Here is a 25,112-nt window from a genome sequence, read left to right as displayed (position 1 = left end):
AGCCGAAATTGAACAAAAGTTCCCGCATCGTGGGATCAGTACGCCTCCGGGGCTCTGTCTGCCGGGTAAGTTGAGCCAATGTTCTCCAAAGTTTTGGTTGCCAACCGCGGCGAGATCGCTATCCGCGCCTTCCGTGCGTCCTACGAACTCGGTGCCTCGACGGTGGCGGTGTTCCCGTTCGAGGATCGAAACTCGGTGCACCGAACGAAGGCCGACGAGGCTTATCAGATCGGGGAGAAGGGCCATCCCGTTCGGGCGTATCTCTCGGTCGACGAGATCGTCGCCGCCGCCAAGCGCAGCGGTGCCGATGCTGTGTACCCCGGCTACGGATTCCTTTCCGAGAACCCGGATCTCGCCGCCGCGTGTGTGGAGGCGGGCATCACGTTCGTCGGGCCCTCCGCCGATGTCCTCGAGCTGACCGGTAACAAGGCGCGTGCGATCGCCGCTGCGAAGGCCGCGGGACTACCGGTGTTGGCGTCGTCGGAACCGTCGTCCGATATCGACGAATTGGTCGCGGCATCGGAATCGATGACTTTCCCGCTGTTCGTCAAGGCCGTGGCAGGTGGCGGTGGTCGCGGAATGCGCCGCGTGGCCGAGCCCGAGCAACTACGCGAGTCCATCGAAGCTGCTGCGCGCGAAGCGGAGTCGGCGTTCGGCGATGCGACCGTGTTCCTCGAGCAGGCAGTGATCGACCCCCGTCATATCGAGGTACAGATCCTTGCCGACGGCCAAGGCAACGTCGTCCATCTCTTCGAGCGCGATTGCAGTGTGCAGCGTCGACACCAGAAGGTGATCGAGCTGGCCCCGGCACCCAACCTTCCTCAGGAATTACGCGAGAAGATCTGCGCCGACGCCGTGGCGTTCGCCAAGCAGATCGGCTATTCCTGCGCCGGTACCGTCGAGTTCCTTCTCGATACCCGCGGCAATCACGTCTTCATCGAGATGAATCCGCGAATTCAGGTGGAGCACACAGTCACCGAAGAAGTGACCGATGTGGACCTGGTGCAGTCGCAGTTGCGTATCGCCTCCGGCGAGACGTTGGCGGACCTGGGATTGCAGCAGGAGAACATCGTGCTGCGCGGTGCAGCGTTGCAATGCCGCATCACCACCGAGGATCCCGCCAACGGATTCCGGCCCGACGTCGGCCGCATCACTGCCTACCGCACCCCGGGCGGTGCCGGCGTGCGCCTCGACGGTGGCACGACGCTGGGTGCCGAGGTCGGTGCCTACTTCGACTCGATGCTCGTCAAGCTCACCTGTCGCGGCCGTGATTTCGACACTGCCGTGGCGCGTGCCCGACGTGCGGTGGCGGAGTTCAGAATTCGCGGTGTCGCGACGAACATCCCGTTCCTGCAAGCGGTTCTGGTCGACCCCGATTTCACCGCAGGACGCGTCACCACCTCCTTCATCGAGGAACGTCCGGAACTGCTGACGTCGCGTTCCTCGGGTGACCGTGGCACCAAAATTCTGACCTACCTGGCCGACGTGACGGTCAACAAGCCGCACGGGGAACGTCCCTCACCGGTGTACCCGCACGACAAGCTGCCCGAGGTCGACTTCTCGGCTCCCATTCCCGACGGCTCCCGGCAACGGCTGCTGGCCCTCGGGCCGGAGGGGTTCGCCCGCGATCTGCGCAATCAGAAGGCGCTCGGTGTCACCGACACCACGTTCCGTGATGCCCATCAGTCGTTGTTGGCAACGCGTGTGCGCACCAGTGGTCTGCTCGGCGTAGCGCCGTACGTGGCGCGAACGACGCCGCAGTTGCTCTCGATCGAGGCCTGGGGAGGGGCGACGTACGACGTGGCGTTGCGCTTCCTGCACGAGGATCCGTGGGAGCGGTTGGCGAGCCTGCGAGAAGCCGTGCCCAACATCGCGATTCAGATGTTGCTGCGCGGCAGGAACACCGTCGGATACACCCCGTACCCGGAGAAGGTCACCCGTAGCTTCGTCGCCGAGGCCACCGACACCGGAATCGACATCTTCCGTATCTTCGATGCGCTCAACAACGTCGATCAGATGCGTCCGGCGATCGATGCAGTGCGCGAAACCGGTACGGCCATCGCAGAAGTGGCACTGAGTTACACCGGCGACCTGTCGAATCCGAACGAGAACCTGTACACGCTCGACTACTACCTGAAGTTGGCCGAGCAGATCGTCGATGCCGGCGCGCACGTGCTGGCCATCAAGGACATGGCGGGTCTGTTGCGTGCCCCCGCGGCCAAGACGCTGGTGACGGCGTTGCGGTCCAACTTCGATCTGCCGGTGCACGTGCACACCCACGACACTCCCGGCGGACAGCTCGCTACCTATCTCGCGGCCTGGGAAGCCGGAGCCGACGCGGTCGACGGTGCCTGTGCTGCGATGGCAGGAACCACCAGTCAGCCCGCGCTGTCGGCGATCGTCGCCGCGGCTGCGCACACCGAGCGCGACACCGGCCTCGATCTGCAGGCCGTCTGCGATCTCGAGCCGTACTGGGAGGCCGTGCGAAAGGTGTACGCGCCCTTCGAGTCCGGGCTGCCTGCACCGACCGGTCGCGTGTACACCCACGAGATTCCGGGCGGCCAGCTGTCGAACCTACGCCAACAGGCCATTTCGCTCGGTCTCGGTGATCGCTTCGAGACGGTCGAAGCCAATTACGCTGCGGCCGACCGCATGTTGGGTCGATTGACCAAGGTGACGCCGAGCTCGAAGGTCGTCGGCGATCTGGCTCTTGCGCTCGTGGGTGCCAATGCGTCCGCCGAGGAATTCGCCGAGGACCCCAGCCGGTACGACATTCCCGATTCCGTTGTCGGGTTCCTACGCGGCGATCTCGGAACACCCGCCGGCGGCTGGCCCGAGCCGCTGCGCACCAAGGCGCTCGAAGGCCGTGGTGCGGGCAAGCCGGTGACGCCGCTGACCGACGAGGACGAGAAGAACCTCGACGGGACGTCGGCACAACGCCGTACCACTCTGAATCGGTTGCTCTTCCCCGGCCCCACAGCGGAACTCGAAGCTCATCGAGAGAAGTACGGCGACACCACCCGACTGTCTGCCAACCAGTTCTTCTACGGTCTGCGTCAGGGCGAGGAGCATCGAGTCACGCTCGAGAAGGGCGTCGAACTGCTCATCGGACTCGAAGCGATCTCCGACCCGGACGAACGCGGTATGCGCACCGTCATGTGCATCCTGAACGGGCAGCTACGTCCGGTGTCGGTGCGCGATCGGTCCATCGCGAGCGAAGCACCCACGGTCGAGAAGGCAGACCGCTCCAATTCCGGACACATTCCGGCTCCGTTCGCCGGGGTGGTCACGCTGGCGGTCGAGGAGGGCCAGAAGATCTCGGCCGGCGACACCATTGCCACGATCGAAGCGATGAAGATGGAGGCAGCGATCACCGCACCGCGGGGCGGCTCGGTCACTCGTCTGGCGATCTCGGGCGTACAGCAGGTGGAGGGCGGCGATCTGCTCGTCGTCATCGGTGGGGGGTCGACGGGCGAAGAGGCCGGGAGCGAATGACCCGGATCGTCGCGGGCGTTGCCGGGGGTCGCCGATTGGCGGTCCCCGGCCAAGGCACCCGGCCCACGTCGGAGCGGGTTCGAGAGGCACTGTTCAGTGCGCTCGAAAGTCGGATGGAGCTCGACGGGGCCGCGGTGTTGGATCTGTTCGCAGGGTCGGGTGCGCTCGGACTCGAAGCACTCTCACGTGGGGCCGCGTCGGCGGTGCTGGTCGAATCCGACGCACGGGCGGCCGCGGTAGTGCGCAAGAACATCGAATCGGTCGGCCTGACCGGAGCTTCGGTCAAATGCGCGCCGGTGGCCTCGGTCCTGGCCGGCACCGCCGACGCGGCGTACGACCTGGTGTTGGCAGATCCGCCGTACGCCGTCACGGATACCGCCGTGGCAGGCCTCCTCGAGCGGCTCGTGAGCGGGGGATGGCTCTCGGTCGACGCGGTGGTCGTGCTCGAACGGTCGTCGCGTTCGCCGGAGACCGTATGGCCGACTGGGCTCGTGCCGGAGAAGTCCAAGAAGTACGGCGAGAGCCGAATCGAGATCGCAATCCGGTCAGGAGTGGAGCCTGCGGAATGACCGGGTTGGGTCAGGAGTGGAGCCTGCGGAATGACCGAAGTGGTCAGGAGTGGAGCCAGCGGAATGAGCTGGCTGAGCTGATAGGTTCGCGGGCATGACTGGCGCACTGTGTCCTGGATCCTTCGACCCGGTGACCATCGGTCACCTGGATATCTTCGAGCGCGCGGCGGCCGCCTTCGACGAGGTGGTGGTGACGGTGATGGTGAACAAGAGCAAGAAGGGCATGTTCAGCGTCGAGGAGCGGATCGAGATGCTCGAGGTCGCGACCGAGCATCTGCCTAACGTTCGGGTCGGTTCGTGGTATGGCCTGCTGGTCGATTACGCACGGCAGGAGGGCTTTTCGGCGATCGTGAAGGGTCTTCGGAGTGCTGTCGACTTCGATTACGAGTTGCAGATGGCGCAGATGAACCGGACGCTGACCGGAGTGGACACGGTGTTCCTCCCTGCGAATCCGGCGCACAGTTTTCTGTCGAGCTCGTTGGTCAAGGAGGTGGCCACGTTCGGGGGAGACGTCACCGGTATGTTGCCGCCGTTCGTGCAGGACCGGTTGATGTCGCGTATCGCCGAGCGTGCCGCCCAGTAATTCGATGGCGCAGTAGTTCGATGGCCCAGTAGTTCGAAAGGGCGCAGTAGTTCGAAAGGGCGACACACCGGGTGGGTATAGCGCAGACCGGCGTATCGGCGGGCAGACTGAACAGCGAAGAACTGTGGGTGTCGTCTGCGGAGCAGATGCGTTCGCGGTGGCAGATTCGACGATTGGGGTAACCGGTGTACCGCGTATTCGAGGCGCTCGACGAGCTCGTCGCCATTGTCGAGGAGGCGCGCGGCGTTCCGATGACTGCCGGGTGCGTCGTCCCTCGCGGCGATGTCCTGGAACTGCTCGACGACGTCCGTGACGCCATCCCCGGCGAGCTCGACGATGCGCAGGACGTGTTGGATCATCGCGACAAGCTGGTGGGTGATGCGCGGGCGACGGCGGAGAAGACCGTCACCAGTGCGAACGCCGAAGCTCAGGACACGGTGGAGAACGCACGCGACTCGGCGGACCGCATTCTCGCCGACGCCAAAGCACAGGCCGATCGCATGGTGTCCGAAGCGTCGGCGCATGCCGATCAGCTCGTGGCCGATGCCGAAGCCGAGGCCGAGCGAACGGTTCTCGAAGGCCAGCGTGAGTACGAGGCGCTGACCGTTCGCGCTCGCACCGAGGCCGATCGGATGATCGAGTCCGGTACGGCATCGTACGAGCGGTCGGTCGCAGACGGCACCGCCGAACAGAACCGGCTCGTCTCGGAGACGGAGGTCGTTCAGGCGGCCCACGCCGAGTCGGCTCGGGTGATCGACAGCGCACACGCCGAATCCGATCGGATGCGCAGCGAGTGCGACGTCTACGTCGACACCAAGCTTGCAGAGTTCGAGGAGTTCCTCAGCGGCACCATTCGGTCGGTGGGTCGCGGTCGGCAGCAGTTGCGCACCGGCTCGGGCGTCCCGGACTACGGCAACGAACCGTACGGTGACACCTCCTACGGAAGTGCAGACCAGGGACGTCGTAGTCGGCACTGACCCGTCACGATTTGCTCACGTATGCGCAGATGCGTATCGTTGTGTGGTTGCTTACCGACAGTAGGCACACCGACAGTAAGGAAGATCAGCCGTGCCCCCGCCCAAGAGAACGACGCGTCCCGAACTGGACGCAGGATTCGTTCTGGACATTCTCAACCTCGGTCGTCGACCCGGGTCGACGAAAACCATCGAGCGGACGGTTCCGGCTCCTTCCCGAATCGGCCTCGATGCCATCGCCATCGAAGCCGGTGTACCGGTTTCGCTCGATCTGCAGTTGCAGGCGGTATCCGAGGGCGTTCTCGTCACCGGTTCCGTGCGAGCTGCCACGGCCGGTGAGTGCACGCGCTGCCTCGACCCGGTCACTGGCAATGTCGACGTCTACCTCACCGAGCTGTTCGCTTACCCGAACAGCATCACCGAGGAGACGACGGATGCGGACGAGATTCACCGCATCGTCGACGACCTGATAGACCTCGAACCCGTCATCGTCGACGCGGTCGGTCTGGAGCTTCCACTCCACCCCGTCTGCAGTGACGAGTGCGAGGGATTGTGCCCAGAATGCGGCGTTCGCCTGGCGATTGCTGAATCCGGCCACAGTCACGATACAATTGATCCTCGCTGGGCTGGACTTGCAGCCAAATTTGGCGTGGATCCAGAACCGAGCACAGAACTTGTGAACAACGAAGCCGAGGAGAAGTAAGTGGCTGTCCCGAAGCGCAAAATGTCGCGTTCCAACACGAGGTCGCGTCGTGCACAGTGGAAAACCACTGCGCCCACCCTCGTGACGTGCCCCAACCGTGGTTGCGGCGAGAAGACGCTGCCCCACATCGCGTGCCCTTCGTGCGGTACCTACAAGGGCCGCCAGGTCGTCGCAGCGGTCTGATTCCCGCTCAGGTGACAAACGAAGTAGTGGACCGACACAACGGCGGGCCACAGAACAATAGCTCCACTGCCGTCAGCGGCGGGGACGACCGAGAGTCGCTCCTCGCCGCTATCGGTGTTTCTCTGTCCGAACCCTTGTTGACGCTTGCTCTGACGCACCGGTCGTTCGCCTATGAGCACGGTGGTCTGCCGACCAACGAACGGCTCGAGTTCTTGGGCGATTCCGTGCTCGGCTTGGCGGTCACCGAGCACCTGTACGCGGTGCACCCCACCAAGTCCGAAGGTCAGCTGGCCAAGATCAGAGCCAGTGTGGTCAACATGCATGCGCTCGCCGAGGTGGCTCGTGATCTCGGTGACGGCGGCCTCGGTCGTCATCTGTTGTTGGGGAAGGGCGAAGAGCAGACCGGCGGGCGCGACAAGCCCAGCATCTTGGCCGACGGTATGGAGTCCTTGCTCGGTGCCATCCACCTGCAACACGGAATCGATGTTGCCCGCACCGTGGTTCTGACACTGTTCGCCGGCTTGCTCGATCGGGCTCCCAAGCTCGGTGCGGGTCTGGATTGGAAGACCAGCCTGCAGGAGTTGACTGCGGAACGTGCACTGGGTGTCCCCGCGTACGAGATCTCGTCCACCGGACCCGACCACGACAAGGAATTCACGGCCACTGTGCTCGTCGGCGGATTCCCGCGCGGCGTCGGGGTGGGCCGGTCGAAGAAGGAAGCCGAGCAGAAGGCTGCCAGCACGGCGTGGAACTCGTTGTCGGACAACGAGACTCCTGTCGTTGCCGACTCCGCATCCGACTCTTCCTGATGCCCGAACTGCCTGAGGTCGAGGTGGTCCGGCTCGGCCTGGAATCTCACGTGGTCGGCAAGACGGTGCGCTCGGTGGAGGTACTGCACCCTCGCGCCGTACGGCGACACGACCTCGGCGGCCTCGATCTGATCGGCCAATTGCAGGGTCAGCGCATCGCCTCGGCCCAGCGGCGTGGCAAGTATCTGTGGCTGGTGATGGAACCCGGAGATTTCGCGACCGTCGTCCACCTGGGTATGAGCGGGCAAATGCTCGTGCAGCCTCCCACTGTCCCGGACGAGAAGCACCTGAGAATTCGAGCTCGCCTGGACGACGGCAGCGACCTCCGCTTCGTCGACCAACGGACCTTCGGCGGTTGGGCACTCGCTCCGATCGTGACGGTGAACGGAACCCAGGTACCCGAACCGGTCGCGCACATCGCCCGCGATCCTATCGACCCACTGTTCGATACCGAATCGGTGGTGAACGTGTTGCGCGGCAAGCACACCGAGATCAAGCGGGCACTGCTCGACCAGACCGTGCTGTCCGGTGTCGGCAACATATACGCAGACGAAGCGTTGTGGCGCGCGAAGATTCACGGCAATCGAATCGCAGAAACACTGACGCGTCCCGCGCTGCGGCGTCTGCTGACCGGGGTCCACGCGGTGATGGGGGAGGCCCTCGCTCAAGGCGGAACCTCCTTCGATGCGCTGTACGTCAACGTCAACGGGCAGTCCGGCTACTTCGACAGGTCGCTCGATGCCTACGGGCAGGAAGGACTGCCCTGTTCGAGGTGCGGCGCACCGATCCGGCGCGAAAAATTCATGAACCGCTCCTCGTTCAGCTGCCCCACCTGCCAGCCGCGGCCGCGACACCTCCGGACCTGACCTCATTCCGCAGGCTCCACTCCTGAACCGCCCGCCTAGTATTTCGGTCATGGCAGAACAGAGCACGCCGACCAACCTCTGGGTCGAGCGCACAGGCACACGTCGATACACCGGTCGCAGTTCGCGGGGAGCCGAGGTGCTCATCGGGTCCGAATCGGTCGAGGGTGTTTTCACTCCGGGGGAGCTGCTCAAGATCGCCCTCGCGGCGTGCACGGGCATGAGCTCCGACGTACCGCTCTCTCGTCGACTCGGTGACGACTACTCCGCCACCGTCGAGGTGTCCGGGGCCGCCGACCGCGAGAACGAGCTCTATCCCGAGTTGAACGAGATCCTTCGAGTCGACCTCAGCGCGATGGACCCCGAGGCGCAGCAACGCCTGCTGACCGTCGTCGAGCGTGCCATCGACAAGGTGTGCACGGTCGGGCGGACCTTGAAGGCCGGAACGACGATCAACCTGGACATCGACGTGGACGCCTGATGAAGTCTCGGGCGATCCTCACCGCGGCGTTGCTCTGCGGCGCGTCGATCGCCGCGGCCCCGGCCGCACAGGCGTCGAGTGCGTGTACTCCGTGGTCGGTGAGCACAGTGGCGTCGGGATTCGGGATGCTCGAGAATCTGGAGTTCGACGGCCGCGGCTCGATGATCGTTTCCGAGACGTCGCCGATCGGACCGGGTGCTCTACGTAGCGTCGCGCCGAACGGAGACCGGGGCACTCTGGTGTCGGGCGTCGAGTCACCCGGCGGCTTGGTGCGGGACGGAGACACCCTGTACTTCACCACCGGAAACAGTGCGGCCGCAGGACTTTTCGATTCCTCGACCGGAACGATCGACGCGCTCGATCTCGATACCGGTGGTCGCTCGACGTACGCGTCGGGCCTGGCGATGCCCAACGGACTGGCGAGATCGGAGACGGGTGATCTCTTCACCACCCGTAATCTGGGTGTCGCTGCAGGCCTGAGCCGGATCGCGACCGATCGCACCGTGTCGACGGTACGTACGGATCTGGGGTCTGCCAACGGGATTGCGATTGCGCGCGGAAAGATCTACGTGGGCAACACGTTCGATGTCGAGCCCGTCGTGTACGTCCTCGACGAGCAGGATCCGTCCGGTTCGGTCTCGCGTGTTCGCGTCGACGGATTCGGACCACTCACCATGTCGGACGACCTGACCGTGGGTGTCGACGGAATGATCTATCTCGCACAGAATCTCGCGGGACGAGTTATTCGCATCGACCCGACGTCGGGGTCGTCGTGTGCCGTGGCGACAGGTGTGCCGCTGACATCCGCGGTCGCGTTCGGCGGGGTGGGATTCGACCCGACGTCGTTGTACGCAACGAGTTTCGACGGATCCGTCCGAGAGTTGAGCCCGGCATGAACGACGAGCGTCTGACGGCGTGGGTGCACGGCCTGGTGCAGGGCGTCGGGTTTCGGTGGTGGACTCGATCGCGTGCTCTCGAACTCGGTCTCGTCGGTCATGCGACCAACCACGCCGACGGACGGGTGCTGGTGATCGCCGAGGGACCGCGCGATCGTCTCGACGCGCTTCTCGAACTGCTACGCGGCGGTGGAACCCCCGGCACGGTGACGCTCGTCGTCGAGAGTTGGGGGTCGGCCCGCGGTGATCTGAGCGGTTTCGTCGAGCGCTGACCTGCACTACCGGAGGCTGGGCGCGCGGGTGGGCACCTGGCCGGTAAAGTACGGACGCTATGTATCTGAAGAGTCTGACGCTCAAGGGCTTCAAGTCCTTCGCTTCGGCGACGACTCTTCGATTCGAGCCCGGTATCACCTGCGTGGTCGGACCGAACGGCTCCGGTAAATCGAATGTCGTGGACGCTCTGACCTGGGTGATGGGCGAGCAGGGTGCCAAAGCCCTGCGCGGCGGCAAGATGGAAGACGTCATCTTCGCGGGAACCTCGGGTCGAGCGCCGCTGGGTCGGGCCGAGGTGACGCTGACGATCGACAACTCCGACGGAGCGCTGCCGATCGACTACTCCGAGGTATCGATCACCCGCCGCATGTTTCGCGATGGTGCGGGCGAGTACGAAATCAACGGAAGCTCCTGCCGTTTGATGGACGTCCAGGAGCTGCTGAGCGACTCCGGTATCGGGCGCGAGATGCACGTGATCGTCGGGCAGGGCCGGCTGGCGGCGATTCTCGAATCCCGCCCAGAGGACCGGCGAGCATTCATCGAGGAAGCTGCCGGCGTTCTCAAGCACCGCAAACGCAAGGAAAAGGCGGTCCGCAAACTCGACGCGATGCAGGCCAATCTCGCGCGACTGACCGATCTGACGACCGAACTGCGTCGGCAACTCAAGCCGTTGGGTCGGCAGGCCGAGGTCGCACGTCGAGCGCAGACGGTGCAGGCAGACCTGCGCGACGCCCGCCTCCGGCTGGCGGCAGACGATTTGGTGGCCAGGCGAGAAGAATTCGCCAACCAGACGCAGGACGAGGAAGCGGCTCGCGAGCAGTATGCGATGGTGCAGGACGCCCTCGAGGCGGGGACCGTAGCCCTCGCCGAACACGAGCAAGCCGTGGCTCGCCTGACGCCCAGCGCCGAAGCCGCCGGGCAGACGTGGTTTCGACTTTCCGCGCTGGCCGAACGAGTCAACGCGACTGTTCGCATCGCGCACGAGCGGGCCCGGCACCTCGACTCCGTGCAGAGCGCCGGTCGAGGGCAGGACCCAGACGAGCTGGAGGCACAAGCCGAGCGGGTTGCCGAAGAAGAGATGGAACTCGTCGAAGCCGTGGAGATGGCGCGGGAAACCCTCGAAGCGGCCCGCGAACAGTTGGCCGAACGAGAGTCGGCGGCTGCGGCTGCGGAACGGGCGCACCTGGCGGCCGTGCGTGCGGTGGCCGATCGCAGGGAGGGCTTTGCACGCTTGTCCGGGCGGGTCGATACTTTCCGTACCAAGGTCGAATCGATCGACGCCGAGGTGGCACGCCTGTCGGTGGCCATCGACGAGGCCCGTGAACGGGGCGAGGCGGCCCAGCGCGAGTTCGAGAGCGTGCAGGACCAGGTCGGTACCCTCGACGCCAGCGAACTGAGCTTGGACACCCACTACGAGCGCGCAGTGGCTGCGCTACGTCATGCCGATGCGCGTGTCTCGGAATTGCAGGCAGAGGAACGCACCGCGGGTAAGCGGGTGGCGTCCTTCGAAGCGAGGATCGAGGCGCTGACGATGGGCCTCGAACGAAAAGACGGTGCCGGCTGGTTGGTGGAGAACGAACAGGACGGACTGTCGGGACTGCTGGCCGGGCACCTGACGGTCGAGCCGGGATACGAGATCGCGGTCGCAGTCGCGATGGGACCGGCGGCCGACGCTGCCCATGCAGAGTCCTTCGCCGCTGCCCGCGATGCAGTCCTGGCGCTCCGCGCCGCGGACGGTGGTCGCGCAGCCATAGTGCACAGCAGTTCCGTTGCAGTGCAACCACTCTCGCGACCGGAACTTCCTGATGGCGCGCGGTGGGTGCTCGATCTCATCGACTATCCGGACCGCCTGGCCGGTGCCATGACGGCATTGCTCGACGGCGTGGTCGCCGTCGACTCGCTCGACACCGCGCACCGACTCGTCTCCGACAACGGCCGACTGCGCGCGGTGACCAAGGACGGCGACGTCGTAGAACCCGGGTGGGTGACCGGAGGATCGGATAGACGGCCCAGCACGCTCGAAGTGCAATCCGCCATCGACACCTCGACCGTCGAGCTGGCTGCGGCCGTGCGCCGGGCCGAGGAACTCGATGCAGCGCTCTCCGGTGCACTCGCGGAACAGCGCGACCGACGTGAATCGGCGGAGCAGGCCCTGGCTGCCCTCAACGAATCCGATGCCGCAATGGCAGCTGTGTACGAGCAGCTGGGCAGGCTCGGTCAATTGGCCCGATCGGCTCATGCCGAATCGGCACGGTTGACGACGCAGCGTGATTCGGCCGAGACGAGTCGCGAGGAAGCGGTCGCTCGGCTGGCCGAGCTCGAAGACAGCCTGCGATCTGCCGAGGACGAACAATCCGGGTTCGTGGGAGACGGTGAGAGCGGCGACGCGGCCACCACGATGGAGCGTGAAATGGCGGCGGCCGCACTCACCGAGGTTCGCGCCGTGGAAGTCGAAGCTCGGCTGAACGTGCGCACCGCGGAGGAGCGTGCGCAGTCGGTCCGGGGACGGGCAGATTCGCTGCGCCGGGCGGCGCGAGCCGAGCGGGAGGCCAGAGCCAGGGCCGAGAGGGAGAGCGCGGCTCGGCGTCATGCGGCCGCAGTCGCTGCCGCGGTGGCGGAGTCGGGTGAAGAGCTCGCGTCTCGTCTCGGGGCGGTCGTCTCTGCCGCCGCGCGACGGCGCGACGAGCTCTCGGCCGAACGGACATCGCGCACAGCCGAACTCGACACGGTGAAGGAGCAGGTACGGGCACTGCAGGGACAGCTGGCCTCGATCACCGACGCGGTGCACCGCGACGAGGTGGCGCGCGCGCAGGCCGCCCTGCGCATCGAGCAACTCGAGACGACCATTCTCGAACAGCACGGTATCGGTCTCGACGACTTGGTAGCGGAATACGGCCCCGACGTCCCGCTGCCTCCGACCGAACTCGAAATGGCCGAGTACGAGGCGGCCAAGGAACGCGGTGAGCAGGTGGTGGCACCCGCCCCGATGCCGTTCGACCGCGCCACTCAGCAGGCGCGTGTCAAACGCGCCGAACGGGATCTGGCCACGCTCGGCAAGGTGAACCCGCTGGCTCTGGAAGAGTTCGCGGCACTGGAAGAGCGATACAACTTTCTGTCCACCCAGCTCGAGGACGTCAAGTCCGCGCGCAAGGACCTGCTCGGGGTCGTCGCCGACGTGGACGACCGCATCCTGCAGGTGTTCACCGAGGCCTGGCTGGACGTCGAGCGTGAATTCACCGGTGTCTTCGCCAAACTGTTCCCCGGGGGCGAGGGACGGCTGATTCTGACCGACCCGTCGGACATGCTCACCACCGGAATCGAAGTGGAAGCACGGCCGCCCGGCAAGAAGGTCAAGCGGCTGTCGCTGCTGTCCGGCGGCGAGAAGTCGCTGACGGCCGTTGCGATGCTCGTGGCGATCTTCCGTGCTCGACCGTCGCCGTTCTACGTGATGGACGAGGTCGAAGCAGCGCTGGACGACACCAACCTGCGGCGACTCATCGGTTTGTTCGAGCAACTCCGCGAGAAGTCGCAACTGATCGTCATCACGCACCAGAAGCCGACGATGGAAGTGGCCGACGCCCTCTACGGCGTCAGTATGCGCGGTGACGGCATCACCACCGTCATCTCGCAGCGGCTCAATCGCGAGCGCGTCGCCGTCGATGCAGTCGAACCTGCCGTCGAGGCCGCCGAACCGGACGTGTCGGTGCCCAGCGACACCGATTCCGCGACGTGAGGCTGCGCTACTTCTCGGGGTAGAGCTGCTCGGCGTAGGAGGGCCCGTAGTACTCGCGGAGTTCTTCCACCGTTTCGGGTGCCTGCGGAATCAACGCTTTCGTCAAGGACGCGACATCGGGAATGGAGTCCGCATCCCACGTGTCCGGCTGCCACAACTTGGACCGCATGAATGCCTTGGCGCAGTGGTGGAACACCTGCTCGATGTCGACGACGAGGCACATGATGGGTCGGTGGCCCTTGACCTGCAGTTCGTCGAAGAACGGTGCGTCGGTCACCAGCGACGCGCGACCGTTGATGCGCAGGGTGTCGCCGCGCCCCGGCACGAAGAAGTTCAGGCCGACGAACGGATTCTCGAGAATGTTGCGGTAGCCGTCCATTCGACGATTACCGGGCCGTTCGGCCAGTGCGATCGTGGCCTCGTCGATGACGTGGACCAGGCTGCCGGGCGGATCACCCTTGGGGGAGACGTCGCACCGCCCGCTCGCGTCCGAGGTTCCCATCAGGCAGAAAGGCGAGGCCGCGAGCCAGTGCACGTCGAGTGGATGCAGGGTCCGGCGATCCTTGTTGGCCGCCCGGAAGCTGGGTTCGCCGAACATGGCGGTCAGTTGGTCGGCGTCGCGCACCGCGGTCCACGTCATGGCGACGATGCTATCGACACGACCCGGACGGCGGACAGTCCATTTCGGCGATGCACCACCGATGCGTTCGGACGTGACCACCTGAGAGGATGGTCACGTGAGTAATCAAGCGTGGATCATCGTCGCGGCGATCGCTGCCGTCCTGCTCGTCGTCCTCGTCGTCGGGTTCGTTCTGTCCCGTCGCCGGAGAGTGTCCCTCAAGTCGGACGAGGCCGCCCGAATCGAGGACGCGGCCACCAAGGACAGATCCGGTGGCTACACCGCGGGCAGCGGTTTCTCGTTCAGTCAGGGCACTGCGACCGCCGAGCCCGTCCCGCCTGCCCCGAAGCCCGTCCCGCCTGCCCCGAAGCCTGTCGAGACCTTCCCGGTCGAGCCGACGCCGGTGCCACCCACCCACACTCGGGACGAGCCGGAGGTCCTCGACCCCGAGGTTCCGGTCGTCGAGCCTCAGGTGCCGGTTGTCGAGCCCGCCGAGCCGGCCGAGCCCACCGCGCCTGCGGTGCCGGAACCCGCCCCGGACGCCGAGGCACCTGCTCCTCGACTGGACACCATCGATCCGACCGAAGGTCGGTTGGACCGTCTTCGTGGACGTCTGGCTCGTTCCCAGTCCGCGGTGGGCAAGTCCCTGCTCGGATTGCTCGGCGGCGGAGACCTGGACGAGGACTCGTGGGAAGAGGTCGAGGACACGCTGCTGATCGCCGACATCGGCTCGGCCACGACGACGGAGATCATGCGTACGCTGCGCGAGCAGATGGCAGCTCGCAGTATTCGTACCGAAGCCGATGCGCGAGCGCTGCTGCGGGAAATTCTGGTGGCGCAACTGCATCCGGAGTTCGATCGTTCGATTCGCGCGCTTCCGCACGACGGCGCGCCTGCGGTGTTGTTGGTCGTCGGAGTCAACGGCACCGGCAAGACCACCACTACCGGAAAGCTTGCCCGTGTCCTGGTCGCGGACGGCCGGCGGGTACTCCTCGGTGCGGCCGACACGTTCCGTGCCGCTGCCGCAGATCAGCTGCAGACCTGGGCGGAGCGAGTCGGTGCCGAGGTAGTGCGCGGCAAGGAGGCCGCTGATCCGGCCGCCGTTGCCTTCGACGCGGTGAGCAAGGGGATCGAGAACGGAGTCGATGTGGTCCTGGTCGACACCGCAGGTCGCCTGCACACGAAGTCCGGTCTGATGGACGAGCTGAGCAAGGTCAAGCGTGTGATCGAGAAGCGCGCCCACGTCGACGACGTGCTGCTCGTTCTGGACGCGACGGTCGGCCAGAACGGACTGACTCAGGCGCGCGTCTTCGCCGAGATCGTGGACATCACCGGTGTCGTGCTGACCAAGCTCGACGGAACCGCGAAGGGCGGCATCGTTTTTCAGGTACAGCGGGAACTCGGGGTACCCGTCAAGCTCGTCGGTCTCGGCGAAGGTGCCGACGATCTGGCTCCGTTCGAGCCGGGGGCGTTCGTCGACGCACTGCTCGGTTGATCGACCTCGCCGGGCTCTCGCGAACCGGGTGAAAAGCACAAACGCCAGCACGAAACCTTTTAGCAACAGAATTCGGTCATGCGTTCACATGCCCGAAACACCCGAGTGTCACGGATGAAACTTCGTGAAACCACTCTTCTTGCGTAACGGCGCGCCAACCGGTGTGCAGGAGAATGGAGGGTGTACGTGAGTCCCGAGGATATGTTGGCCAACTCCGGCAACGCCGCGTGGATGCTGATGGCAGCATCGCTGGTACTGCTGATGACGCCGGGCTTGGCGTTCTTCTACGGCGGTATGTCGCAGTCGAAGTCCGTGTTGAACATGATGATGATGTCGTTCGGAGCTATGGCCGTCGTCTCGATCATCTACTTCCTGTGGGGATGGTCGATGTCCTACGGCACCCAGGACATCGGCGGTGTCTTCGCCAACCCGTTCGAGTTCTTCGGACTCAAGGATTCGATCACCGACGCGGACGGCAACTACATCGCCGGCGCATGGGGTTACGCCAACGTCATCGACGTAGCGTTCCAGGTCACGTTCGCCATCATCACGGTCGCCCTGATCAGCGGCTCGATCGCCGGTCGAGTCAAGTACGGCACCTGGCTCGCCTTCGCAGGAATCTGGGTCACCCTCGCGTACTTCCCGCTGGCACACATGGTCTGGGGCGGCGGACTGCTGTCGGGCTCCGAGAAGGGCTTGGCCGCAAAGATTTTCGGAACGATGGTCAACGACGATGGTGACACCGTCGCCAACGTCGCACCGATCGACTTCGCCGGTGGAACCGTCGTGCACATCAACGCCGGTATCGCAGGCCTGATCCTGGCGATCATCATCGGCAAGCGAGCCGGATTCGGCAAGGTCGCCTACCGTCCGCACAACCTCCCGTTCGTCATGCTCGGCGCAGCGCTGCTGTGGTTCGGCTGGTTCGGATTCAACGCCGGTTCGGCATTCGCCGCCGACGGCATCGCAGGCGTGGCCTGGGTCAACACCACCGCGGCCACCGCAGCGGCCATCGCAGGCTGGCTCATCACCGAGCGCATCCGCGACGGACACGCAACCAGCCTCGGTGCCGCATCGGGCATTGTCGCAGGTCTGGTCGCCATCACCCCGGCCGCCGGTGCGCTCACCCCGGTCGGAGCCATGATCCTCGGCGTCATCGCCGGCGTGCTGTCGGCTCTCGCCGTCGGACTGAAGTTCAAGTTCGGCTACGACGACTCGCTCGACGTCGTCGGCGTCCACCTGGTCGCAGGCCTGTGGGGCACCATCGGAATCGGCTTCCTCGGATCCGAGACCGGCCTGTTCTACGGTGGTGACTACAAGCAGCTCGTCGTGCAGATCGTCATCGCGTTGTTCGCATTGGTCTTCACCGCAATCGTGACCGCGGTCATCGCCTTCGCTCTGAAGCCGCTGGGCTGGCGCGTGACGGACGAGGAAGAGGCGAACGGCATCGACGAGGCCGAGCACGCCGAGACTGCATATGATTTCGCCTGACAAGGTAGAGATAGAGATGAACGCTGCACCGTACGACAACGGGCACTCGAGGTCTTGTGAAGGGAAGCAAAAATGAAGCTGATCACGGCAATCGTCAAACCGTTCACCCTGGAGGACGTCAAGACGGGGCTGGAACAGGCCGGCGTGCTCGGAATGACCGTCAGTGAGGTTCAGGGCTACGGCCGCCAGAAGGGCCACACCGAGGTCTACCGAGGTGCGGAGTACTCGGTCGATTTCGTTCCTAAGGTGCGTGTCGAGGTAGTCGTCGACGACGCCGCAGTGGAGAAGGTCGTCGAGGTCATCGTCGAAGCAGCCCGCACCGGCAAGATCGGTGACGGCAAAGTGTGGGTTTCCCCGGTGGATTCGGTCATCCGAGTCCGTACCGGAGAACGTGGCGCCGATGCGCTCTGACCCCACAGGGTCTCGGTCCGGGGGCCCCGGTTCTGGCGCACGCGCGCCAGAACCGGGGCCTTCGGTCTCTACGGGCTCCGCATCGAAGGGCACGAGCGATGCAGCTGCGGATCTCGCTCGGGCCAGAAAGCAACTGCTCGACGGCGGCACCCGCAACCGCCGCCTCGATGCGCCCTCGCTCAGGCAGGCGCTCGTCGATCTTCACGAGTTCTGGCTGACCACCAAGGGCGCAGAACTGGGCGTGAAGCCGGATTCCGGTTTCGCGATAGTCGCAGTAGGAGGTCTGGCGCGTCGCGAACTGCTGCCGTACTCCGACCTGGACTTGATTCTGTTGCACGACGATCTCGACCCCCGCATCGTGGCCGACGTCGCCGACAAGCTCTGGTATCCGTTGTGGGACGCCCACATCAAGCTCGATCACAGTGTGCGTACCGTGCCGCAGGCCCTGCAGGTTGCCGCGGCGGACATGACCGCAGCACTCGGCATGCTCGAAGCACGCCACATCGCCGGTGACGTGGAACTGAGCAACCTGTTGATCGGTGGCATACGTCGGCAGTGGCGCACCGGAATTCGCGGTCGCTTCGACGAGCTGATCGGCCAGACTCAGGGGCGCTGGGCACGAAGCGGCGAGATCGCACACCGTGCCGAACCCGACCTCAAGAGCGGCCGTGGCGGTCTGCGCGACGTGCAACTGCTCGACGCCCTGTCGATTGCTCAATTGACCGATGGCATGCCCGGGTTGGGACCCGAATCACCCGGCGGCGGTTTGGCATTCGCGCACGGGCGACTTCTCGACGTGCGTACCGAACTGCACCGGGTGGCCGGTCGTGCCCGAGATCAGCTGCGTGCGCAGGACGCCGACGAGATCGGTGCTGCGCTTCGCATCGGCGATCGGTTCGATCTCGCTCGTGTGCTCAGCGATTCGGCACGCACCATCAGCTACTCCGTCGATGTGGGTTTGCGTACCGCCGGCAATTCGCTTCCACGACGCGGTCTTTCGCGTCTACGTCGCGTACCCGTTCGCCGTCCGCTGGACGAGGGAGTCGTCGAGCACGCGGGTGAGGTGGTGCTGGCACGCGACGCACGACCGAACAAGGATCCGGGTCTGATCATGCGGGTTGCGGCAGCGTCGGCTCAGACCGGCATGCCGATGTCTGCCTCCACGCTCAACCGCCTGTCCGACAGCGCCCCCGAACTCCGTGAGCCGTGGCCCAAGGAAGCACTCAACGATCTGTTGGTGCTGCTGGGATCCGGCCGCAAGGCCATCGCGGCCATCGAGGCGCTCGATCGAACCGGATTGTGGGGCAGGCTGATTCCGGAATGGGGTGCGGTTCGAGATCTGCCGCCTCGAGATGCGGTGCACACCTGGACGGTGGATCGACACCTGGTCGAAACTGCCGCGTACGCAAGTGCATTGACCACACGTGTCGCTCGTCCCGATCTGCTGGTGCTCGGCGCGCTCGTCCACGACATCGGAAAGGGACGCGGCGGCGACCACAGCGTCGTCGGTGCCGATCTCGCCGTTCAGATCGGTAACCGGCTCGGCTTGTGGCCCTCCGACGTGGCCCTGCTGACGGCAATGGTCCGCTATCACCTCCTGCTGCCGGAGACTGCCACCCGGCGCGATCTGGACGACCCGGCAACCGTGCAGACCGTCGTGGATGCGCTCGGTGCGGACACCGTTCTGCTGGAGCTTCTGCATGCGCTCGCCGAGGCGGACTCTCTCGCGACCGGACCCGGCGTGTGGGGGGACTGGAAGGCGTCGCTGATCCGTGAACTCGTTCGTCGTTGTCGGCTGGTGATGGCGGGAGAGACTCTGCCGTCGCCGGATCCGCTCGACCCGGCGCACATCGAGTTGGCCTCGCGCGGGGGAGTGCACGTCGACATCACGCCCACCGACGGTCTGCACACCTTCGTCGTGACCGTGGTTGCACCCGACACTCCAGGACTGCTGTCCGACGCGGCCGGAGTGCTGGCACTGCATTCCTTGCGGGTGCTGTCGGCCTCGCTCGGCAGTCACGACGGTTCGGCGATCAACTCGTTCGATGTCGCACCGTTGTTCGGTGCCCCGCCGCAGGCGGGGTTGATCCGGCAGGAGATCATCCGTGCGCAGGCGGGCGAGCTCGACCTGGTCGCCGTACTCGACGCGAAGGAACGAGACGCCCGCGTCGAGACCTCGGACGAGGACGGCGAGGATTCGGCTGTGCCGGTCCTGTACGCCCAGGCTCCGCCTCGGGTGCTGTGGTTCGACGACAACGAACCGGGTCAGGTCGTGCTCGAACTGCGAGCCGAGGACCGCCTCGGCCTGCTGTGTCGATTGGCGAGCGCAATCGAGCAGCAGGGATTCGATATTCGCTGGGCGCGGGTATCGACGCTGGGTAGTTCTGTGGTCGATTCCTTCTGCATCGACTTGGCCGGCGCGGACAGTCGGGCTGTGCGCGAGGATCTCGAAGGCGCGCTCCTCGCCGTCGTGCCATCGCCGGAACCGCCCAAACCCCCGGAAAAGCCCGAGGGCACTTGACCGTTGGTCGGAAGTTCGTCGGAAACCGACATGCCGTGGTGACATTTCACGAACTTCCGGCCGATGGGTTTACCCCCGAGACCGATTTGTTATGTTCGTCACCTGACGCAGCAGGCCCTTCGGGCCGAACTGCCGGCTCCGCTGCTCGAACGTCTCGTCGTTCCTGCAGGCTCCAATTCTGACATTTCGAGAGGCGCGCACTGTGGGATCACACCGACGGTCGAACATCTACGTACCGGCCGAGACGGCATCGGGTACGCCCGGTGGCAAGCATCGCGCCGCGGAGGAAGTTCAGGACACCGGCAGGCGTGCGGCCACCATCGTCGCCGCAACCGGCGCCATCGTCGTCGGCGCGACCACCATGGGCGCGGGCACCGCAGGCGCGGCACCCGTCCCGGAACCGCCCGCGGCCGGATTCCCCTTCGCCGTCCCGGAGGGTTTGCTGCCTGCCGGATTCGAGCTGCCCCAGTTCGTGCCACCGCAGTTCGTGCCACCACAGTTCGAGTTGCCGCAATTCGCGCCGCCTTTCGGTGCGCCGCCGCAGGCCGCACCGGACTTGGCTCCGGCCCCACAGACCGATCCTTCGGCAGTCCCGTCGGACGCCTCGACACAGGCACCGACTCCGGGACCGCTCGCCGCTCTCGGCCCCGAGGTGGACGCCGCGGCCCAGCAGTGGCTCGACGACGTCGGACTCGGTGGAACGGGTGCCGGGCCGGCGTCGCCGCTCGAGAGTTTGCGTTCGTTGAAGAAGGCGACGGTCCAGCCCGTCGCCGGAGTGTTGACGTCGAACTTCGGTTCGCGGTGGGGCACTCAGCACAGCGGGCTGGACATCGCCGCCCCGATCGGCACGCCCATCTACGCTGCAGCCGACGGCACGGTGTCCGATGCGGGACCGGCGTCCGGTTTCGGGCTCTGGGTCAAGGTTCTGCACGACGACGGCACCGAGACCATCTACGGACACGTCAACGACTTCTCGGTGCAGCCCGGTCAGCGGGTCACAGCCGGAGAACAGATCGCAACTGTGGGCAATCGCGGTCAGTCGACCGGCCCGCACCTGCATTTCGAGGTGCACGATCCCGCCGGCGTCAAAGTCGATCCCGCACAGTGGCTCTCCACCCGCGGCGTCGCTGTGACGTGGAGCGATTCGGCAAGCAAGGCCTGACCGGTCGCACCGCACCGAACGGACTCACTGCCCGACGCCCTGAGCGAGGATAAGGTGGGCTGGCGTTAGTCTGGTGACAACGCCGGACTCGGTCTGGTGACAGTGCCGGACTCGGCTCGTTTTCGGTGATCGGCTAGCTCAGGAGTGCAATCGGTGTTCGAATCCCTTTCCGACAGGTTGACCGGGACTCTCAAGGACCTGCGTGGCAAAGGTCGACTGTCCGGTGCGGATATCGACGCCACAGCCCGCGAGATCCGACTGGCCCTGCTCGAGGCGGACGTGGCGTTGCCCGTCGTGCGGGAGTTCATCAACCGCATCAAGGTCCGCGCCAAGGGTGCCGAAGTATCGGGCGCACTCAACCCGGCTCAGCAGGTCGTCAAGATCGTCAACGAGGAACTGGTCGGCATCCTCGGCGGCGAAACACGCAGACTGGTGTTCGCCAAGAACCCGCCCACCGTCATCATGCTGGCCGGCCTGCAGGGTTCCGGTAAGACGACCTTGGCGGGCAAGCTCGCCAAGTGGCTGAAGGGTCAGGGTCACACCCCGCTTCTCGTCGCCTGTGACCTGCAACGTCCCGGTGCCGTCAGCCAGCTCCAGATCGTCGGCGAACGGGCAGGCGCGGCAGTCTTCGCCCCGCACCCGGGCACGTCCATCGGCGGTGGCGAGAACGCGCTCGGCGTGTCGGCCGCGGACCCGGTCGAGGTGGCCCGCGCCGGAGTGGCCGAGGCTCGCAGCAAGCAGTACGACGTGGTCATCGTCGACACCGCAGGCCGTCTCGGTATCGACACCGAGCTGATGAGCCAGGCCGCCGGGATTCGCGACGCGGTCGAGCCGGACGAAACCTTGTTCGTTCTCGACGCCATGGTCGGCCAGGACGCCGTCAGCACCGCCGAGGCGTTCCGCGACGGAGTCGGCTTCACCGGTGTCGTGCTGACCAAGCTCGACGGCGATGCCCGCGGCGGCGCAGCACTGAGCGTGCGCGAGGTGACCGGGCAGCCCATCATGTTCGCGTCGACCGGCGAGAAGCTCGAAGATTTCGACGTCTTCCACCCCGACCGCATGGCCAGTCGCATCCTCGGCATGGGCGACGTGCTCAGCCTCATCGAGCAGGCCGAGCAGCACTTCGACGCCGAGCAGGCCGAGGCCACCGCCAACAAGATCGGCTCCGGCCAGCTCACGCTCGACGACTTCCTCGAGCAGATGATGGCCGTCCGCAAGATGGGGCCCATCGGAAATCTGTTGGGAATGTTGCCCGGCGCGGGCCAGATGAAAGAACTGGCCAATGTCGACGAGAAGCAGCTCGACCGGGTGCAGGCGATCATTCGCGGCATGACGCCGCAGGAGCGCACCGACCCGAAGATCATCAATGCCTCCCGACGACTGCGGATCGCGAACGGCTCGGGCGTGAAGGTCTCCGACGTCAACCAATTGGTCGATCGGTTCTTCGAGGCACGCAAGATGATGTCGGCGATGGCCGGTCGGATGGGCATGCCGGGTGCGCGAAAGCAGGTGCGCAACAACAAGAAGGGCAAGAAAGGCAAGAAGGGTGCTCGCGGGCCCACACAGCCGAAGATCCGCGGCGGGTTCCCCGGAATGCCGGGTGGAATGCCTGCCGGAATGCCCGACCTGTCGTCGATGCCCAAGGGCCTCGATCAATTGCCGCCGGGACTCGAGGGAATCGATCTCTCGCAGCTGAAGCTGCCGAAGAAGTAAGCGGGCCTGCGGTGTCGGCATTGCGGGTGCGGGGACGCGGGCTGCCGGACGAGTCCCCGATCGACCTGTGGATCGACGGCGGCGTCCTGTCCACGGAGCCCATCGCCGATGCCGACTTCATCCACGACGGCGGGTGGATACTGCCCGGGCTCGTCGACGCGCACTGTCATGTCGGCATCGAGTACGGCGGAGGACACACCGACCTGGCCGGGTCGATCGCGCAGGCCGAGACCGAACGAGGCGTCGGGGCTCTGCTGCTGCGTGACGCGGGATCTCCGGTCGACACGCGGGCGTTGGACGACCACGACGATCTGCCACGCATCATCAGGGCGGGGCGGCACATCGCCTCCCCGAAGCGATACATCCCTGGCCTGGCGATCGACATCGAGGACGAATCACAACTTCCCGAGGCGGTGGCGCAACAAGCGCGATTCGGCGACGGGTGGGTCAAGCTCGTCGGTGACTGGATCGACCGCTCGGTGGGAGACCTCCGGCCCCTCTGGAACGACGCGATCCTCGTCGACGCCATTGCCGCGGCCCATGCGGAAGGGGCACGCGTCACCGCGCACGTCTTCGGGGAAGACGCGCTCCCCGGACTGATCGCGGCAGGCATCGACTGCATCGAACACGGCACCGGCCTGACCGACGAGACCATCGAGATGATGGTCGAGCACGGGACAGCGTTGGTGCCGACGTTGATCAACATCGAGACCTTTCCCGGCATCGCGGACTCGGCCACCCGCTACCCGGTCTACGCCCGGCACATGCGCGCGTTGCATGCGCGAGTCGGCGATACCGTCGGCCGTGCCCACGACGCAGGTATCCCGATCTTCGCCGGAACCGACGCCGGCGGATCCATCGCGCACGGCCGCATCGCCGACGAGGTGGACGCTCTGGGACGCGTCGGATTGTCACCGACCGACGCGCTCGGTGCTGCTTGCTGGGACGCCCGGTCGTGGCTGGGGCGAGGCGGGCTCGAGCACGGTGCGCCCGCCGATCTCGTCGTGTACTCCGACGACCCGCGCGGGGGAGCGGACGTGTTGTCCAACCCCGAGCTGGTGATTCTGCGCGGCCGCGTGACCGATCGTCGTGGACGCGCCGCGAGTGGATCGGGATACGTCGATGGTTGATCCGCGGCAAGGCCCGGACCGATTCGATGCCGACCAGTTCGGCCGCACACCAGGAGGCGCGGGGGAATTCGACGTGAACCGGCCCAGCTGGGCGGGAATGGCACCGATGAATCACGTGCAACAGCAGGGCTCGGGACTGTCCGAGACCTACTGGCGTGCCGAAGCAGCGGCCGAGGAGCGCAGACCCGGCCAACGGTGGGGACTGCCGGCGGCCGCCCTCGTGCTCGGCCTCAATCTTGCCGGGTTCCTGCTCCTCGGCCTGGTCGTGTCCTCGGAGTCCTCGCCGCTGTTCGTCGTGGGGATCATGATCCCGAGCCTGCTCGCCGCAGGACTGGCGGTGGCGGTGACGATGTCGAGGGGCAACGGCCCCGTCGTCGACTTCGGGCTACCGAGATCCGTTCACGAACTCGTCGGTCATATCCGATCGGGTCTGGCCTGGGGCGGAGTCGCCCTCGTCGGTGGAGTGCTGCTCGCACTCGTGCTGCTCTCGCGTATCGATTTTCAGGATCAGGCACCGCTGGGCGGTATGGCAGACATCGCCGTGGGGTGGAAAGTCGTTTTCGCCGTGTGGATTTGGATCGGCGCACCGATCTGCGAAGAAACGATGTTCCGCGGCATGTTGTGGGGAGCTCTCGAAAAGCGCACTCGACCCATGCCGATGGCGTGGCTGGGCAACCGCTGGGTGGTCCTGGTGATCACGGCGGTGATGTTCGCGATCTGGCACCGAGAATGGTGGCGCTTCGTCGTCCTGCTGTGGGGAGGACTCGCCATCGGCATCGCGAGAATGAGAAGTGGCTCGATCGTCGCGTCGACCACGGCTCACTCCGTCAACAACACCTTTCCGGCTTTGGTGATTCTGCTGGCCTGACCGGGCGATTGAGGGTATCGGGTGGTCGTCTGGCAGAATGGACCGCTGTTCGCCCGTCTCCGGTTACGTACCGCGCGGCGGTCACGACAACTCCAACGCAAAACCGGGTTCGCATGCCGTGCGAACCGCTGAATTGCGCA

General features: G+C 65.6%; 21 protein-coding genes. 20 read left to right on the top strand and 1 reads right to left on the bottom strand.

Going from position 1 to position 25,112, the window contains the following annotated elements; genetic code table 11:
• The first annotated feature begins 78 nt into the window (after positions 1–78).
• From J1M81_RS08570 to smc, 12 genes are all read left to right on the top strand, one after another.
• Positions 79–3,495 carry a pyruvate carboxylase gene (locus J1M81_RS08570; protein WP_032383422.1) on the top strand — a complete coding sequence of 1,139 codons (3,417 nt, stop codon included), beginning with the start codon at positions 79–81 and terminating at the stop codon, positions 3,493–3,495.
• Positions 3,492–4,064, top strand: coding sequence for a 16S rRNA (guanine(966)-N(2))-methyltransferase RsmD (gene rsmD, locus J1M81_RS08565; RefSeq protein WP_027496669.1), 573 nt, complete (start codon positions 3,492–3,494; stop codon positions 4,062–4,064). The genes J1M81_RS08570 and rsmD overlap by 4 nt, the downstream gene beginning before the upstream one ends.
• A gap of 94 nt (positions 4,065–4,158) precedes the next feature.
• Positions 4,159–4,647 (top strand): pantetheine-phosphate adenylyltransferase, encoded by a 489-nt coding sequence (coaD, locus tag J1M81_RS08560; RefSeq protein WP_027496670.1) that lies wholly within the window; start codon positions 4,159–4,161, stop codon positions 4,645–4,647.
• A gap of 185 nt (positions 4,648–4,832) precedes the next feature.
• Positions 4,833–5,624: a DivIVA domain-containing protein gene (locus tag J1M81_RS08555; RefSeq protein WP_045841865.1), complete on the top strand. Its 792-nt coding sequence runs from the start codon at positions 4,833–4,835 to the stop codon at positions 5,622–5,624.
• A gap of 91 nt (positions 5,625–5,715) precedes the next feature.
• Complete coding sequence (locus J1M81_RS08550; RefSeq protein WP_027496671.1) at positions 5,716–6,324, top strand: DUF177 domain-containing protein; 609 nt, start codon at positions 5,716–5,718, stop codon at positions 6,322–6,324.
• Positions 6,325–6,507, top strand: a complete 183-nt coding sequence (rpmF, locus tag J1M81_RS08545; protein ID WP_032397784.1) for a 50S ribosomal protein L32 — start codon at positions 6,325–6,327, stop codon at positions 6,505–6,507.
• Between the two features lie 26 nt (positions 6,508–6,533).
• A complete protein-coding gene (rnc, locus tag J1M81_RS08540; RefSeq protein ID WP_027496672.1) occupies positions 6,534–7,316 on the top strand; it encodes a ribonuclease III in 783 nt (260 codons plus the stop codon).
• Complete coding sequence (mutM, locus tag J1M81_RS08535; protein WP_206497928.1) at positions 7,316–8,182, top strand: bifunctional DNA-formamidopyrimidine glycosylase/DNA-(apurinic or apyrimidinic site) lyase; 867 nt, start codon at positions 7,316–7,318, stop codon at positions 8,180–8,182. Before rnc ends, mutM begins: the two co-directional genes overlap by 1 nt.
• A gap of 49 nt (positions 8,183–8,231) precedes the next feature.
• Complete coding sequence (locus J1M81_RS08530; protein WP_027496674.1) at positions 8,232–8,660, top strand: OsmC family protein; 429 nt, start codon at positions 8,232–8,234, stop codon at positions 8,658–8,660.
• On the top strand, positions 8,660–9,556 hold the full coding sequence (locus tag J1M81_RS08525; protein ID WP_057474107.1) for an SMP-30/gluconolactonase/LRE family protein: 897 nt from the start codon (positions 8,660–8,662) through the stop codon (positions 9,554–9,556). The genes J1M81_RS08530 and J1M81_RS08525 overlap by 1 nt, the downstream gene beginning before the upstream one ends.
• Positions 9,553–9,828, top strand: a complete 276-nt coding sequence (locus J1M81_RS08520) for an acylphosphatase (RefSeq protein WP_027496676.1) — start codon at positions 9,553–9,555, stop codon at positions 9,826–9,828. Before J1M81_RS08525 ends, J1M81_RS08520 begins: the two co-directional genes overlap by 4 nt.
• Positions 9,829–9,887: 59 nt before the next feature.
• Positions 9,888–13,562 (top strand): chromosome segregation protein SMC, encoded by a 3,675-nt coding sequence (gene smc, locus J1M81_RS08515; protein ID WP_206497927.1) that lies wholly within the window; start codon positions 9,888–9,890, stop codon positions 13,560–13,562.
• A gap of 7 nt (positions 13,563–13,569) precedes the next feature.
• Here the strand turns inward: smc and J1M81_RS08510 are convergent, their stop codons facing one another.
• On the bottom strand, positions 13,570–14,202 hold the full coding sequence (locus tag J1M81_RS08510; protein WP_032366587.1) for an MSMEG_1061 family FMN-dependent PPOX-type flavoprotein: 633 nt from the start codon (positions 14,200–14,202) through the stop codon (positions 13,570–13,572).
• Positions 14,203–14,299: 97 nt separating this feature from the next.
• Here J1M81_RS08510 and ftsY point away from each other — a divergent pair, with 97 nt between their 5' ends.
• The 8 genes from ftsY (at position 14,300) to J1M81_RS08470 (ending at position 24,972) form a co-directional block, all read left to right on the top strand.
• On the top strand, positions 14,300–15,676 hold the full coding sequence (ftsY, locus tag J1M81_RS08505) for a signal recognition particle-docking protein FtsY (protein WP_027496679.1): 1,377 nt from the start codon (positions 14,300–14,302) through the stop codon (positions 15,674–15,676).
• A gap of 186 nt (positions 15,677–15,862) precedes the next feature.
• A complete protein-coding gene (locus tag J1M81_RS08500) occupies positions 15,863–17,167 on the top strand; it encodes an ammonium transporter (RefSeq protein ID WP_370878683.1) in 1,305 nt (434 codons plus the stop codon).
• 72 nt (positions 17,168–17,239) lie between these two features.
• Entirely contained in the window at positions 17,240–17,578 is a 339-nt protein-coding gene (locus J1M81_RS08495) for a P-II family nitrogen regulator (RefSeq protein ID WP_019664269.1), read from the top strand.
• Positions 17,568–20,099: a [protein-PII] uridylyltransferase gene (locus J1M81_RS08490; protein ID WP_206497926.1), complete on the top strand. Its 2,532-nt coding sequence runs from the start codon at positions 17,568–17,570 to the stop codon at positions 20,097–20,099. Before J1M81_RS08495 ends, J1M81_RS08490 begins: the two co-directional genes overlap by 11 nt.
• Positions 20,100–20,301: 202 nt before the next feature.
• Positions 20,302–21,261 (top strand): M23 family metallopeptidase, encoded by a 960-nt coding sequence (locus J1M81_RS08485; protein WP_032387222.1) that lies wholly within the window; start codon positions 20,302–20,304, stop codon positions 21,259–21,261.
• Positions 21,262–21,414: 153 nt separating this feature from the next.
• Positions 21,415–22,974 (top strand): signal recognition particle protein, encoded by a 1,560-nt coding sequence (ffh, locus tag J1M81_RS08480; protein WP_032366589.1) that lies wholly within the window; start codon positions 21,415–21,417, stop codon positions 22,972–22,974.
• Positions 22,975–22,985: 11 nt separating this feature from the next.
• A complete protein-coding gene (locus J1M81_RS08475; RefSeq protein WP_027496684.1) occupies positions 22,986–24,104 on the top strand; it encodes an amidohydrolase family protein in 1,119 nt (372 codons plus the stop codon).
• Positions 24,097–24,972 carry a CPBP family intramembrane glutamic endopeptidase gene (locus J1M81_RS08470; RefSeq protein ID WP_080731228.1) on the top strand — a complete coding sequence of 292 codons (876 nt, stop codon included), beginning with the start codon at positions 24,097–24,099 and terminating at the stop codon, positions 24,970–24,972. The genes J1M81_RS08475 and J1M81_RS08470 overlap by 8 nt, the downstream gene beginning before the upstream one ends.
• Positions 24,973–25,112: the final 140 nt, after the last annotated feature.

The sequence above is a fragment of the Rhodococcus sp. KRD175 genome (genome assembly GCF_017168275.1).
In the GTDB taxonomy this organism is placed as follows: Bacteria; Actinomycetota; Actinomycetes; order Mycobacteriales; family Mycobacteriaceae; genus Rhodococcoides; species Rhodococcoides fascians.
The sequence above is the reverse complement of the archived record's forward strand: the minus strand, read 5'-3'. Positions and strand labels throughout refer to the sequence as shown.